Source organism: Pseudomonas sp. BF-RE-25 (assembly GCF_019956105.1).
Taxonomy (GTDB): Bacteria; Pseudomonadota; Gammaproteobacteria; order Pseudomonadales; family Pseudomonadaceae; genus Aquipseudomonas; species Aquipseudomonas migulae.
Map to the genome: position 1 here is coordinate 93,868 of NZ_JAHBDB010000055.1, position 14,043 is coordinate 107,910.

Annotated in this window: 11 protein-coding genes; 4 read left to right on the forward strand and 7 right to left on the reverse strand. The window is 54.8% G+C overall.

Going from position 1 to position 14,043, the window contains the following annotated elements; all coding sequences use genetic code 11:
* Positions 1–16 precede the first annotated feature (16 nt).
* The 3 genes from KGB24_RS22605 to KGB24_RS22615 form a co-directional block, all read right to left on the reverse strand.
* Entirely contained in the window at positions 17–1,903 is a 1,887-nt protein-coding gene (locus KGB24_RS22605; protein WP_223416273.1) for an LTA synthase family protein, read from the reverse strand.
* Positions 1,904–2,180: 277 nt separating this feature from the next.
* Positions 2,181–2,972 (reverse strand): type I methionyl aminopeptidase, encoded by a 792-nt coding sequence (gene map / locus KGB24_RS22610; protein ID WP_223416272.1) that lies wholly within the window; start codon positions 2,970–2,972, stop codon positions 2,181–2,183.
* The gene (locus tag KGB24_RS22615) at positions 2,969–3,235 is read right to left on the reverse strand and encodes a ParD-like family protein (protein WP_223416271.1); all 267 of its coding nucleotides are present in this window, start codon (positions 3,233–3,235) and stop codon (positions 2,969–2,971) included. The genes map and KGB24_RS22615 overlap by 4 nt, the downstream gene beginning before the upstream one ends.
* Positions 3,236–3,788: 553 nt before the next feature.
* On the opposite strand from KGB24_RS22615, the gene KGB24_RS22620 reads away from it, so the two are divergent.
* From KGB24_RS22620 to arsH, 3 genes are all read left to right on the forward strand, one after another.
* Complete coding sequence (locus KGB24_RS22620; RefSeq protein WP_223416270.1) at positions 3,789–4,088, forward strand: hypothetical protein; 300 nt, start codon at positions 3,789–3,791, stop codon at positions 4,086–4,088.
* A gap of 282 nt (positions 4,089–4,370) precedes the next feature.
* A complete protein-coding gene (locus tag KGB24_RS22625; protein ID WP_008033448.1) occupies positions 4,371–4,841 on the forward strand; it encodes an arsenate reductase ArsC in 471 nt (156 codons plus the stop codon).
* Between the two features lie 11 nt (positions 4,842–4,852).
* Positions 4,853–5,545 (forward strand): arsenical resistance protein ArsH, encoded by a 693-nt coding sequence (gene arsH, locus KGB24_RS22630; RefSeq protein WP_008033450.1) that lies wholly within the window; start codon positions 4,853–4,855, stop codon positions 5,543–5,545.
* Between the two features lie 107 nt (positions 5,546–5,652).
* On the opposite strand, the gene KGB24_RS22635 is transcribed toward arsH, so the two are convergent.
* Positions 5,653–6,114 (reverse strand): hypothetical protein, encoded by a 462-nt coding sequence (locus tag KGB24_RS22635; RefSeq protein ID WP_192228256.1) that lies wholly within the window; start codon positions 6,112–6,114, stop codon positions 5,653–5,655.
* 358 nt (positions 6,115–6,472) lie between these two features.
* Between KGB24_RS22635 and KGB24_RS22640 the strand changes: the two genes are divergently transcribed.
* Complete coding sequence (locus KGB24_RS22640; protein ID WP_223416269.1) at positions 6,473–7,213, forward strand: Mut7-C ubiquitin/RNAse domain-containing protein; 741 nt, start codon at positions 6,473–6,475, stop codon at positions 7,211–7,213.
* A gap of 545 nt (positions 7,214–7,758) precedes the next feature.
* Here KGB24_RS22640 and KGB24_RS22645 read toward each other — a convergent pair.
* The 3 genes from KGB24_RS22645 to KGB24_RS22655 form a co-directional block, all read right to left on the reverse strand.
* A complete protein-coding gene (locus KGB24_RS22645) occupies positions 7,759–8,628 on the reverse strand; it encodes an SGNH/GDSL hydrolase family protein (protein ID WP_008033460.1) in 870 nt (289 codons plus the stop codon).
* A gap of 803 nt (positions 8,629–9,431) precedes the next feature.
* On the reverse strand, positions 9,432–10,850 hold the full coding sequence (locus KGB24_RS22650; RefSeq protein WP_223416268.1) for an efflux transporter outer membrane subunit: 1,419 nt from the start codon (positions 10,848–10,850) through the stop codon (positions 9,432–9,434).
* On the reverse strand, positions 10,847–14,041 hold the full coding sequence (locus tag KGB24_RS22655) for an efflux RND transporter permease subunit (protein ID WP_008033464.1): 3,195 nt from the start codon (positions 14,039–14,041) through the stop codon (positions 10,847–10,849). The genes KGB24_RS22650 and KGB24_RS22655 overlap by 4 nt, the downstream gene beginning before the upstream one ends.
* Between the last annotated feature and the right edge of the window lie 2 nt (positions 14,042–14,043).

Below are 14,043 nucleotides of genomic sequence, written 5' to 3' on the forward strand. Positions count from 1 at the left end.
ATTGCATGACAGAAAGTCATTCCGTTTGTTCAGGCTTTTTTGCAAAAAAGATCTTTTGGTACACGTTATAAGAAATCAATCTGTTTTTAATCGTATTGAACTCATTACCAAGAACGGCTTGAGGTGCTTTCTCTTGCGGATCGTCTTCAAGATTATATTTCGCAATAGTATCCGGACTGTACTCGTATATGTATTTATATGGATGATCAACCAGTGCCGATGACAATTCATCAAAAAATGTAGACATAAAAAACACTCGCTTCCCTTGTTCTCGCAACAAACTAACACCTTGGACATTGAGAGAAGAGTCAGCAACCCCAAAAAAATCAGCAATTGTTGGTGCGATGTCAGTCTGATGACTTGTTGTCGATGTGTTTCTAGGCAGTATTTTGCCATTCGCCCAAAATATCAAAGGCACAGTAACCTCCTCTTCGTGCATGGAGGAATTATGAATAAACATCCCATGCTCGCCAAAAGATTCTCCATGATCGCCAACAAGCACAAATAATGTTGAATTCAAGATACCTGTCTTGTCAAATTCATTTAGCATCCCACCTATCAGGGTGTCTATTTTCATTATGCACTCTTCATATCTTTCTATCTCTGCCTGCGAAGCTGATTTATCAGTGCAATTGTATGGATAATGTGCTGCGCTTGGGAAATATAGTGCAATGAACCCTTTGCCTTCTTTAGCAATATCCTTCAAGTACGGAACACTTGACGAAAATAGATACTCATCACCTTCTCCGAAGCTACTATTGTTCCGGGAGTGATCTTTATCTCGGGCAATGTCAGAAACAGCATATGAATTCGACACGCCTATGGATTTTAAAAAACCGCCCATGTTTTCAAATTGTAGAAACAATGAACTAAAGGCAACCGCCTCCATATTTTTTTTCTTCTTCAGCTCATGAATTACGCTGGGCTGATATAGGTGCATCGCCTCTTTGACTTCAATATCCGGGTACGCATGCAACCCGGTAAATATTGAGTAATAGCCTTTAGATGAATGAGGCACTGACACGTACGATTTAGAAAGCATTCCTTCCTGAGAAAGCTTTTCAAAGACTGGATATTTTTCACCGGTTTTTACACCTGCACCAAAAATGCTATTCCATCGAACCGACTCCAGCACAATAAACACCAGGTTCTGAAAGTCTGGAACAGGCTGAGTGCCAAGCTTTTGAATGTCGTTGATTGCTGACAAAGGGTAAGCGGGCTGTTCGAATTTCTGTATCGTTTTAGCTTGAGTGGCATCTAAAGAAACGACATCTTTAAAAGTAGCAACCAAAGGATCCACAAATATATTTTTATTCAAATCATAGCGAGCGTCTTTTGTATAAATCGACCACAAAAACATGGCAGACAAGAACAACACGAATACCACCCTGTACTTGCCTCTCCCTTCTTTATCTGTCATTTGGCTTTTAGGTGTCTTGTATGCTGCCAGTCCAACCAGAAACCAAGCCGCGAGATAGGCAATAAAGAGAACAAATACAATAAATCGAAAAGTCAGCCCAAAACCAGATAACTGATTTAAAAATATTTCCACCCCCGAAATCAAATCACTTGAATGCTGCAGACTGTATTGTATCAGTGAAAAATCCAGAGGTTTGAGCCATAGCTCTCTGACTCTCATATCCAGCAGCAGACACAGTAAAATAGCCCCTGAAAAAACACTCAACAAGAAAAAATACAACCGACCCTTGCTTATTAAAGTTATTGCCACCAGATATACAACTACCGAAAGGATCAAGTCTTGCAACAAAAACAAAAAAACACTGGACACCCCGGTATCAATCCACCTATTAGAAAAAAACTCTATCAAAATAATCTTAGGCACAAGAAAAAGAGAAACAGCCAGAAGGAGAGTTATTTTTAGTAGATATGCTCTTTTCCACATATTATTCAGCCCCTGAATTCATAGAACAAGTGCTAACCTTTGAAACGAGAAATAAGCAGGGAGCCGGCCACCTGCAGAATCCACATGTCATCAACTTAAGCACCCAGTCTCTGTTTAGGCAAGTAAACCCAAGGCTTGAGTGAGCAGTGACATCAAGGCCCGCATCGTTATTTTTGCCAATTGACGGGCCATCGCGTATCGCAAAGGCCAAAAGGGACTGATTTATTTAACCCGTGAGCGCAATTGCGCAAATATTAAAAGCCCCTCCAGGGCCAGGTTATCGGATAGCCGGGAACTCTTCGACGCTGTCAGGCCAGGCAGATAGAACCTCAAAGCCATCGTCAGTGACCGCCACCATGTGCTCCCACTGGGCCGAAAGGGAGTGATCCTTGGTGACAACGGTCCAGCCGTCCGCAAGGGTTTTCACATGACGCTTACCCGCATTCAGCATGGGCTCAATGGTGAAAATCATGCCCGCTTTCAACTTCAATCCCTGGCCGGGATAGCCGTAATGGAGGATCTGCGGTTCATCGTGATAGACCTTGCCAATACCGTGACCGCAGTATTCGCGCACAACACTGAATCCATCCCTTTCGGCGATCGACTGAATGGCATAACCGATATCGCCCAGCGTGGCGCCGGGGCGAACGACTCGAATACCGGCGCACAGCGCTTCGTAGGTGGTCTTGACCAAATGCCGAGCCTGCGGACTGGGTTCACCCACGAAATACATTCGACTGGTGTCGCCATACCAACCGTCCTTTTTGACAGCGACGTCGATATTCACAATGTCGCCGTCCTTCAGGACAGTGGCCGAAGGCAGGCCATGGCAGACCACCTGGTTGACGGACGTCAGCACGGTTTTCGGGTAGCCGAGATACCCGATATTCCCCGCAATGGCCTTTTGCACATTGACGATGTAGTCGTGACAGCGCCGATCAAGCTCGTCGGTGGTGACACCCGCTTTCACATAAGGCGCAATCATGGCCAGCACCTCGGCGGCCAGCGTTGCAGCGACACGTGACCTGGCGATGTCTGCCGCGGTGTTGATACGCACGTTTGCCCTCATTTCCTGGCTCCGATGGCTGCATGAATCTGAGAGGTTTGCGAACTGTCCGCGAGGGCGCAGAGCTGCTTCAAATCAAGACCGCCTTGCAGTTCTGCACGAATCAGCATGCGGCAAATCTCACTGTGATCGAGGTTTGGGTGTAATTCGGCAAGCATCCCGATACGCATCCAGTGCTCGGCCTGAGCGTTGATCGAGCGACTCAACGCGTCGCTGGCGACGCGCAGATGCTCATGCATGTCTTCAGAAATTTTTACGATCCCCATGAGCTTCACTATATGAAATGGATATGGAACGTATATTAACCGGTTAGAGCTTGAAATCAAATTTGCGTAATGGATTCGGGATGGATTAGAAGCGTTATGACGGATTTTCGTAGCGTTTTAGCGCAGCAGTAGCCAAAGCCAAAGCCAAAGCCAAAGCCAAAGCCAAAACTGATGGTGCCTGCCAATAGCAGGGGGAGTGAATATTTCGCAGGTACAGAATCTCGACGTCTGTTCAGAAACGGGTGCCAGACAGATCCGGATCAGATTTTCTCCCACCTCATGATCGGCAACGAGCTACCGCCACGTTATTAGTGGTCAGTGGCGTCCCTGGCCATAGACCTGACAAAGAGGTCTGCTTTGGTTCGAGAATTGCCGTCAATCATCACCGCTATTGAAAAAAGAGGGAGTGGTCACGATCTCAGCTTGCAAAGGGTTAAATGCCGCTATCAGCCTGAGACTGGCTTCGATGCATTTCTCAACCTCAACCAACCGACTAATCTGATAAGTACACGACTACACACACGCTGCTAGCCGCCTCTTGCAGGAAAACGCCATGACCGGAAAAACAACACGCCAATATTCGTCATGGATCCTGCCCTCCCTGCTTGCCATCAACCTGGCGATGATGGCGGGATGTTCCGGCAAAGCTGCCACGGCTCGCTACTCGGCCTCAAACGCAGGCTCAAGCTGTTATGCCAAAGCGCTGCCTACTTCCGGCGAGGGCGGTCTCGCTTGGGGAGACACCTTGGACATGGCGCGCCAGAAGTCCTTGAGTAACTGCATTCGCTATGCCGGCCGCTCCGGTGGCACGCCGGATACCTGCCAGGTTGTGTTGGCCGAGTGCAGGAATTAGTCGGGCAGCCATGTGTGCTCGCGCAAATTAAGCATCTGCGGAAGGCGCGTGTTTAAGCGCCCTCATGCTGACTTCCTGAAAGCTACAAGACCTTGCGCCGTTGCCAACGGTTACGCCAGAAAGGAATGAATCAGCCCTGCGGGCTGTGCAGCGGTCTCTTTCTCAGAGACCGCATTTCTGCAATGACCCTGACAGGGACTGAATTGCCAATCAGGCAGCGTTTGACCACCCCATATGGAAAAACGTATATTCGATTAACCATATGTACCAAGAGAAGTCATCATGCGCGTTTTGTTCATGTGCACCGCCAATAGCTGCCGCAGCATCCTCTCCGAAGCGATGTTCAATCATCTCGCGCCGCAAGGTTTTCAGGCAGTCAGTGCCGGCAGCTTCCCCAAGGGCCAGGTTCTGCCGCGCAGTCTTGTGACGCTGCAAGAAGCCGGCATCGCGATTGACGGGTTGAGCAGTAAAGGCAACGACGCCTTCGAAGCCAACCCACCGGACATTGTCATCACCGTCTGCGACAAGGCTGCCGGCGAGGCATGCCCGGTTTACTTCGGGCCGGCGCTGAAAGCCCATTGGGGATTGGAAGATCCATCCGAGGTGAAGGGCGACGAAGCGGTCGTGACCGCAGCCTTCCACTCGACCCTGGCCCGCATCGAAACACGCTGCCGGGCCTTCCTCGCCCTGCCCTTCGGCGAACTTGATCGGGATGCCTTGAAGCGCGAACTCGATCGCATCAGCACCCTGTAACCGGAGCCCTCATGTCCCACGAACTGCCCAATCTCGACGCCTCCCTGATTCAATCCATTGCTGGTGGCGACACCCCGCACAAGCCGCGAATCCTGCTGTTGTACGGATCGACCCGACCGCGTTCATTCAGTCGTCTGCTGATCGAGGAAGCCGCCCGATTGCTCGAACATTTCGGCGCTGAAACACGGATCTTCAATCCATCCGGCCTTCCTCTGCCGGACGATGCACCGACCGATCACCCGAAAGTCCAGGAACTGCTCGAACTGATGCAATGGTCCGAAGGACAGGTCTGGTGTTCACCCGAGCGTCACGGCTCGATGTCGGCCGTGTTCAAGGCGCAGATTGACTGGGTGCCGCTCGCGCTAGGCGCCATTCGCCCGACCCAGGGCAAAACCCTCGCGGTCATGCAAGTCAGTGGTGGCTCTCAGTCGTTTAACGTGGTGAATCAACTGCGTGTGCTGGGTCGCTGGATGCGGATGTTCACCATCCCCAACCAGTCTTCCGTGCCGAAGGCTTATCTGGAATTCGACGAAGACAACCGCATGAAACCGTCCGCGCTTTATGACCGGGTGGTGGACGTCATGGAGGAACTGGTGAAGTTCACCCTGTTGCTGCGGGAGCGCCCGGACCTGGTTGACCGTTACTCGGAACGCAAGGAGTCGGCAGAGGAACTGACCCGGCGGGTGAATCAGCGGTCGATTTGAAGCTCCCCAACGCTTTATAGATCGCAACGAATAAAACATCGGTGTGGCGAGATAGAGAAAACCCTATCTCGCCACACCGGTGTTGTCGTAGTCGGCACCCCCCACTATCAGCCCTGCGCTTTGCTCATTTTGGTGAACAGCTCGGTTGGCACTTTCTTGCCGTTGGAGGTGAACTGGTTGGTGCGGAATTTGTAGACCTCGCCTTCGGAAAGGAAACCGTCGTTGTTGGTGTCCATCGCCTTGAACTCTTCAGCACCCTTTGGGGCCACGGTCAGCAATTCTTTCAGGGAAACGCGGCCGTCGTGGTCAGTGTCGGTACGGGCGAAGGAAGCGTCGCCGCATTTGCCTTCACCGCACTTGCCTTCACCGGCCTTGGTGACTTTGGCGCCGGTTTCGCTGGCGCCGCACTTGCCTTCGCCACACTTGCCTTCACTGGTCTTTTCCGCCGCGGCGAGTTGGTAGCCTTGAGGCAGTGCATCAGCGGCGAAGGCGGACGAAGCGAGGTTCATGCAGCCGACCAGTGAAACAGCGATCAGGCCAATACGGGATTTGTTCGAAAGACGGGACATGGTTATTTCTCCGGATACTGTGTGCGGTAAGGCCGCTCGGGGTCATGCCACCAGGGCGATAAGCCGTGGTGCGAGGTGCGTTTGCTTTCTCGCTAAGGCCAGGCTATTTGACTGCAACCGTGTATCCCGGATGTATCCGGATCGAGGGGCATTTGTACGCCAGCATCTTTACAGCGGGTCTGGATACACAGCGATACATTTGGCCCACTGTTTTTTATCCTGGTGGCCTGGAAGACCCTGAACAAATCGGCATCAAACCTATCCCTGAGCAATATCAACACGATCGTAGTCGGGGCCCCGCCGCAGAAGATGTCCGGGCCAGACTCGCTCATCCTGCAGCCCTGCCATACTGTTCATCATGGCCAGTGCAACCTTCCGCTTCTACGAGGAGCTCAACGATTTCCTGCCGGCCGAACGGCGGCGGCAGTCATTCACCTGCAAGTGCGCGCGAGGGGCGACGGTCAAGCACATGATCGAGGCGCTCGGGATACCGCACACGGAGGTCGAGCTGGTGCTGCTCAACGGCGAGTCGGTGGGTTTCGAGCGGATGATCTTCGACGATGACCGGTTGGCGGTGTACCCCAAGTTCGAAACGCTGGACATCAGCCCGCTGTTAAAGGTTCGGGCTCAACCTTTACGGGTGCTGCGCTTCGTCGCGGATGCGCACCTGGGCGGGCTGGCCAACCTGCTGCGCATGAGCGGCTTTGACACCCTCTACAACAATGGCTTCGAGGATGGCGAGATCGCTGAGATCGCCGCGCAGCAAGGACGTATCGTGCTCACCCGTGACCGCGAATTGCTCAAGCGGCGGATCATCAGCCATGGCTGTTACGTGCATGCCCTGAAACCGTCGCTGCAACTGCGCGAATTGTACGAGCGCCTCGACCTGGCGCGTAGCGCGCGGCCATTCAGCCTGTGCCTTCATTGCAACCTGCCGCTGCACGAGATCAGCCCGGAACTGGCCCGGCCGCAGGTGCCGCCACGCGTTGCCACCCTCTATTCGCACTTCCTGTGCTGCGACGCCTGCCAGCGGGTTTACTGGGAGGGTTCGCACTGGCGCAGCATGTGTGCACTGCTGGCACCTCTGCTGGACCGATAGCCGAACACATCGGCCGGGGAGGGATTGCGAGGACCGTCTACTCGGGAATTCCGGTCACCGTATGCACTACGCACATCGCACAAGGAGGTCGGGCCCCTCCGGGGTCGAGCTGTTCGCATTTCTTCAGCAGCGGATAGGCATCGGCAAACTTCATGGCTTGCCTAGCCGTCCAGTTCCATCACCACTGCCGCCATCCTCATCAGTGTTTCGGAGCGTGTGACTGATTCCCAAAAGAAGTCGCAACCCCCGCGACGCTTCAGGGCTTGCAACTAATTGCCGATACGTCCTTCAAACTCTCGAACGTTTGCTACGGGTATGCCTGCCGTGTTCATTGCGGAACGTGCAGGCCTAGTTTTGCACCTCAACCACATCGATATCCGGGGCGTCCGCCACATCCTCTCCGGCTGCGTTTGCCTCAACCTTGGCAGCGTCCCTCGGCATGTTCACCAGCCCTGCTCGGGTTGAAGTCGCCTATCGCCAAGGCGAATGGCGACCTCTGTGAGGGCCAGGAAAACAAGTCACGCTGTGGCTCTACTGGGCTGATTTCAGATCTGCGGTAACGAACTTAGTGCTTCTGCATATTTTGCAGCTATAGCTCGGTACCCACGCTTCGTGGGATGCAGTTCGTTATCCCACCAATCTGTGTATGTGTTGTCGTTTTTCAGTGTGCCGCGCAAGTCTAAATGGCGCACATGCCCTAGCCCGTTGACATTACCTAGTGACGCCAGCATTTCGTTCAACCGATCAATCAGTTGAGTCACAATCTGCTGGCGCTGATACGGATCCTCATAGCCTTTTTCCCGAAATCCAGGTTCCAGCCATGGTCCCGGTAACGGTCCCCAACCGCCTAAGTAGCCCCTGCCGTCTGCGACGGCATAATCGTAGCCATGTAAAAGAATGGGTACGGGATATCCCAACTGCCGTTTGGTTATTTCCGTCACAGCCGAGAGGATAGTTATGTAGGCTGAGCGAATTCGCACATCCAAAAAACCGCTCACTACCTGTTGGTTAAGACCCGGAGTCCCGCTTTTGGCATGATTCAAAAGTGCTGCAAAAGACTCCCCCGCCACATCATTTCCGCCTCCCGAAATCAGGATGGCTTTCGGCGTCTTGTTGGACCGAATCATTTTCTCCAACTTGCGCACTAACGGAACGAGCTGCCCCGTGTTGTAGGCCATATCCTCAATCCGGTCGCCTCGATGGCTGACAGAATCGACATCGAAGCCGTGATGGTCTTCGAGCTCCGATAGGACATCGTGCCACGGATAATCAAACCAAGAGTCGCCCTCAGCCAGGAGAGTCCCTGCTTCAGGAGGGGCTAGTCCCATTGGATGAATCTGCTGACTGCGGTACTCGTAGGCTTCTTCCGCCTGCCGCGACCCAATTTCGATAGCATCTTTGTCTGGCGTACTCATGTGTCCCTCCTTGTGTCTTGGTCAAGTATCGAATTCCAGTAGAAGACTGTCGGGAAACGGTCCGTCGTATTTCCTGGAACGGATATTGCGATGACCTGCTGACTATAGAAGGAATTATTCGTCATACCTTTAGTACAGGCGCGCACGTTTAAACAGACATACTAATGGCGGCGCAACAACCTTAATAGGCATCGACAACTTCATAAATCCCTTACCAGCCAATACCAATGGACGCTCAGCAGGCCATTCATCTACTTACCAGAATACTTTGCACCAAAAACCTTAATAAATAATTTCCAACTTTCTTAGTTAAAAAACCATCACTTTAATAAGTCACCTGAAGCGTAGCGCAGGGGTTATATATTGCAAACTGTAATTCAAAAAATCAGCATCGAACCCTCCTTGAAGGAGCATACTCACTCACTTCCACGGACAATCCAATGGTTACTGAATCATGGTAAAGATTCCGGACTGGGTCCACCGGAAATCGGCTGCCTTAGAGCAGACAGCCTCAGGTTAAACAGCTAAACGCGATAGCTATTAAAATAAAAAAATATAAATTCTTCCACCCTGCCAGCAAATCCTCTCCGCACATTTTTAGCTTAGGCTTCTCTGAAAATGGTTCAGACTTGTCCCTACTTCTATTTTCCATGCAGTCGAGGAATGCAAATTACGGAATGAGATTCGCGGCGCGCCCAAAAGCCGTCGCTCATTGAAGCTGCTTTCGACCCAAGCCAAACATCCGAAATATCCGACCGGCCGCCCCACACCGTCAGCGTAGGGCGACAGATCTCACGCCAGCATCAGTTCGTGGCTACCACTTTTTTGCCGCCACTGTCCCACCCTCCTCCCAACGCCTTGTAGATCGCGACGATGCCCCGGTACTGATCAATCTCACCCAACGCCTGCGCATCCTCGGCGTTCAGGCGTTCACGCTGCGCATCCAGCAACACCAAATAATCCACGGTGCCTTCCTTGTACTGGATCGCCGCCAGGTCTGCCGCAGCTCGGCTGGATTCGCTTTGCCGGATCAACGACAGCAGCCGCTGCTGGCGTTTGCCGTAGTCGCTGAAGGCGTTTTCCGACTCTTCCAGCGCCAGCAGCACTTGCTGTTCGTAGGTGGCCAAGGCGCCTTCGGCATTCGCGTCGGCACCCCGGATGCGCGCTCGCACACTGCCCAGGTCAAAAGCAGCCCAGGTAATGCTCGGTCCCAATCCCCAGGCTCTGGCGGCACTGGAACCAATCTGCGAACCACGGCCAGCGGTGAAACCGAGGAAGCCGCTCAAGCTCACTCTTGGGAACAGGTCGGCGGTGGCCACGCCGATTTCCGCCGTGGAGGACGCCAGCCTGCGCTCGGCGGCCAGCACATCGGGACGCCGGCGCAGCAGCTCGGCGGGATCACCGATCGGCAACGCTTTAGCGATGGCGGGCAACTGCGCAGGGCTCAACGACACGCTCAACGTATCCGGGCGTTCACCCAACAGCGTGGCGATGCGGTTTTTCTGCCGCACCTGTTCCGCTTGCAGTTGCGGAACCGTCGCCTCGACAGCCGCCAAACGTGCGTCGGCACGCACCACGTCGAGCTCATTGCCCACGCCGGCATCGCGCAGGCTGACCGTTACGCTGCGCGAATCCTGCTGATTTTTCAGGTTGGCCAAGGCAATTTTTTCCCGCAACTGCGCGCCGCGCAATTGGCCGTAGGCATCTACCAGCTCGGCGATCATTGTCACGCGAAGCTGATACAAGTCTGCGGCGGCAGCGTCTTCCTGGGCGCTGCTGGATTCCAGTTGACGCTGGATCCGGCCGAACAGATCGACTTCCCAAGCCATGTCGAGGCCCAGGTCGTAGCGTTCGATATTGACGCGGCTTTCGGTCAGGCCAGGCACTTGCGACTTGCCCTGCTGGCTGCTGACGCGGCTGGTGACGACCGGCAAATTGTCATTGCTGACGTCATCACGAATCGCCCGGGCCGCTTTCCAGCGCGCAAACGCGACGCGCAAGTCGCGGTTGCCCTCCAGGGATTTGCTCACCAACTGATTGAGCGTGGGGTCATCAAACTGTTGCCACCACACCGTTTCAAATCGCGATTGATCGTAGGCACTGCCTTGGGCAGACACGACGTTGGCAGGCGCGGTGTCAGGCGTTTTGTAGTCCGGGCCTACCGTGCAGGCGCCGAGCGCGACGACCAGGAGGCTGGGTAAAAAAAGCTTCAAGGTGTTCATGAATGTGCCTCCTGATTGAGCGCGTTTGCCTGATGAACCTTGGTGACCTTGCGCGCGTTTTTGCGCTCGATGTAGCGACGAATCAGCACGAAGAACACCGGCGTCAGCAGCAACCCGAAGAAGGTCACGCCGAGCATTCCGGAGAACACCGCGACGCCCATCGCACGACGCATTTCCGAGCCGGCACCCGTGGACGTCACCAGCGGAATCACCCCCATGATGAACGCGAAGGACGTCATCAGAATCGGCCGCAGACGCATGCGGCAAGCGTCCAGCACTGCATCCAAAGGCGACATGCCCTGGTCCTGTTTATCCTTGGCGAACTCGACGATCAGGATCGCGTTTTTGCAGGCCAGGCCGACCAGCACGATCAGGCCGATCTGGGTGAAGATGTTGTTGTCGCCCTTGGAAATGATCACCCCGGCAATCGCCGACAGCAGGGTCATCGGCACAATCAGGATCACCGCCAATGGCAGGCTCCAGCTTTCATACAGCGCCGCCAGCACCAGGAACGCCAAGAGCACGCAGAGCGGGAACACCAGCAGCGCCGTGTTGCCAGACAAAATCTGCTGGTAGGTCAGGTCGGTCCACTCGTACGTCATGCCGTTGGGCAATTCCTCTTTCAGCAGTTTTTCAATCGCGGCTTGTGCCTGTCCGGAGCTGTAGCCAGGGGCTGCACTGCCGTTGATTTCTGCGGTGAGGAAGCCGTTGTAGTGCGAGACCCGGTCAGGGCCTGACGTCGGGCTGACCTTGACGAACGTGGCCAGCGGGATCATCTCGCCGCGATCATTGCGCACCTTCAACTGACCGATCTGTTCAGGCTCCTGGCGGAACTGCTGCTCGGCCTGCACGTTGACCTGATAGGTCCGGCCAAAACGGTTGAAGTCGTTGGCGTACAGCGAGCCCAGGTAGACCTGCAAGGTGTCGAAAATATCGTTGATCTTCACCCCGTGAGTCTTGGCTTTTTCCCGGTCAATGGCGGCTTCGACCTGCGGCACGTTGACGGTGTAGCTGGTGAACAGGTTGGCCAGCTCCGGCGTGCTACGGCTCTTGGCGATGATGTTCATCGTCTCTTTGTACAGCTCGTCGTAGCCCAGGTTGCCACGGTCTTCGATCTGCAGACGGAAGCCACCGATGGTGCCCAGGCCTTGTACCGGAGGTGGCGGGAACACGGCGATGTAGGCGTCCTGAATGCCGCCGAACTTGCCGTTGAGCGAGGCGGAAATCGCCTTGGCAGACAGGCTCGGGTCTTTACGCTCTTCGAACGAACTCAAGCCGATGAACGCAATACCGGCGTTCGGGCTGTTGGTGAAGCCGTTGATTGAAAGGCCCGGGAATGCCACCGCACTGTCGAAACCCGGCTCGTTCATGGCGATGGTGCTCATGCGACGGATCACCGATTCGGTGCGGTCGAGACTCGCGGCGTCCGGCAGTTGCGCGAAGGTCACCAGGTACTTTTTGTCCTGGGTCGGCACGAAGCCGGTCGGCGTGGTGCTGAAACCCATCCAGGTCATGGCGATCAGACCGGCGTACACCAACAACGCCACGCTGCTGCCACGAATGACTTTGGCCACGGCAACCATGTAGCCGTGACTAGCCTTTTCGAAGAAACGGTTGAACGGTTTGAACAGCCAGCCACCGAGCAAACGATCCAGCACTCTGGAGAACCGGTCTTTCGGTGCGCCATGAGCCTTGAGCAACACCGCTGCCAACGCCGGTGACAGAGTCAGGGAGTTGAACGCCGAGATCACCGTGGAGATCGCGATGGTCAACGCGAACTGTTTGTAGAACTGTCCCGTAAGACCCGAGATGAAAGCCGCAGGCACGAACACCGCGCACAGCACCAGCGCCGTGGCGATGATCGGCCCGGTCACTTCGCCCATGGCTTTCTTGGTCGCTTCGACCGGTTCCAGTCCGGATTCAATGTTTCGCTCGACGTTCTCCACCACCACAATGGCATCGTCGACCACGATCCCGATGGCGAGTACCAGGCCGAACAGCGACAGCGCGTTGAGCGAAAACCCGAGTAGGTGCATCACGGCAAACGTACCGATCAGCGACACGGGCACGGCCACCAATGGAATGATCGAAGCACGCCAGGTTTGCAGGAACAGGATGACGACCAGCACCACGAGAATCAGTGCTTCAAACAGCGTGTGCACCACCGCCTCAATCGAGCTGCGGACGAAAATCGTCGGGTCGTAGACGATCTCGTAATCCATGCCTTCCGGGAAGTTCTTCTTCAGCTCGGCCATCTTCGCCCGCACCTGATCGGAGACGTCGATGGCGTTGGAACCTGGCCGCTGGAAGATCGGCATCGCCACCGCTTCCTGGTTGTTGAGCAAGGCGCGCAAGGCGTACTGGTTGGAACCCAGTTCGATCCGGGCAATGTCCTTCAGGCGCGTGATTTCGCCGTTCGGGCCACTGCGCACGATCACGTTTTCAAACTCTTCTTCGCTGACCAACCGTCCCTGGGAGTTGATCGACATCTGAAAGCTGGTGGCATTCGGTGCGGGCGGCGAACCCAGTTGGCCGGCGGCGACTTGACGGTTCTGTTCACGCACCGCAGTGACCACATCAGTGGCAGTCAGATTGCGCGAGGCGGTTTTGTCCGGATCGAGCCAGATACGCAGCGAGTAATCGCCGATGCCGAACATCTTCACATCGCCGATCCCCTCCAGACGCGACAGCTCGTCCTTGACGTTGAGGATCGCGTAGTTGGACAGGTAGAGCATGTCGTAGCGTTTGTCCGGCGACACCAAGTGCACCAGCAACGTCAGCTCGGGTGATGCCTTGTCGACGGTGATACCGATACGCGTCACTTCCTCGGGCAGCTTGGGCTCGGTACGGGTCACGCGGTTCTGGACCTGGACCTGGGCGTTGTCCAGGTCGGTGCCCAACGCGAAGGTCACGGTCAGGGTCAGCCGGCCGTCAGCCGTGGATTGCGAGGACATGTACAGCATGTTCTCGACGCCGGTGATGGCTTGCTCCAAAGGGGCTGCCACGGTTTCGCCGATGACTTTCGGGTTGGCGCCCGGGTAGTTGGCGTGAACAACGACGGTCGGTGGAACCACTTCCGGATATTCACTGATCGGCAACTGGAACAGCGAGATCGCGCCAGCGATCAGGATCAGCAGCGACAGCACCGCCGCGAAGATCGGCCGCGTGATAAAGAACTGGGAGAACTTCATGT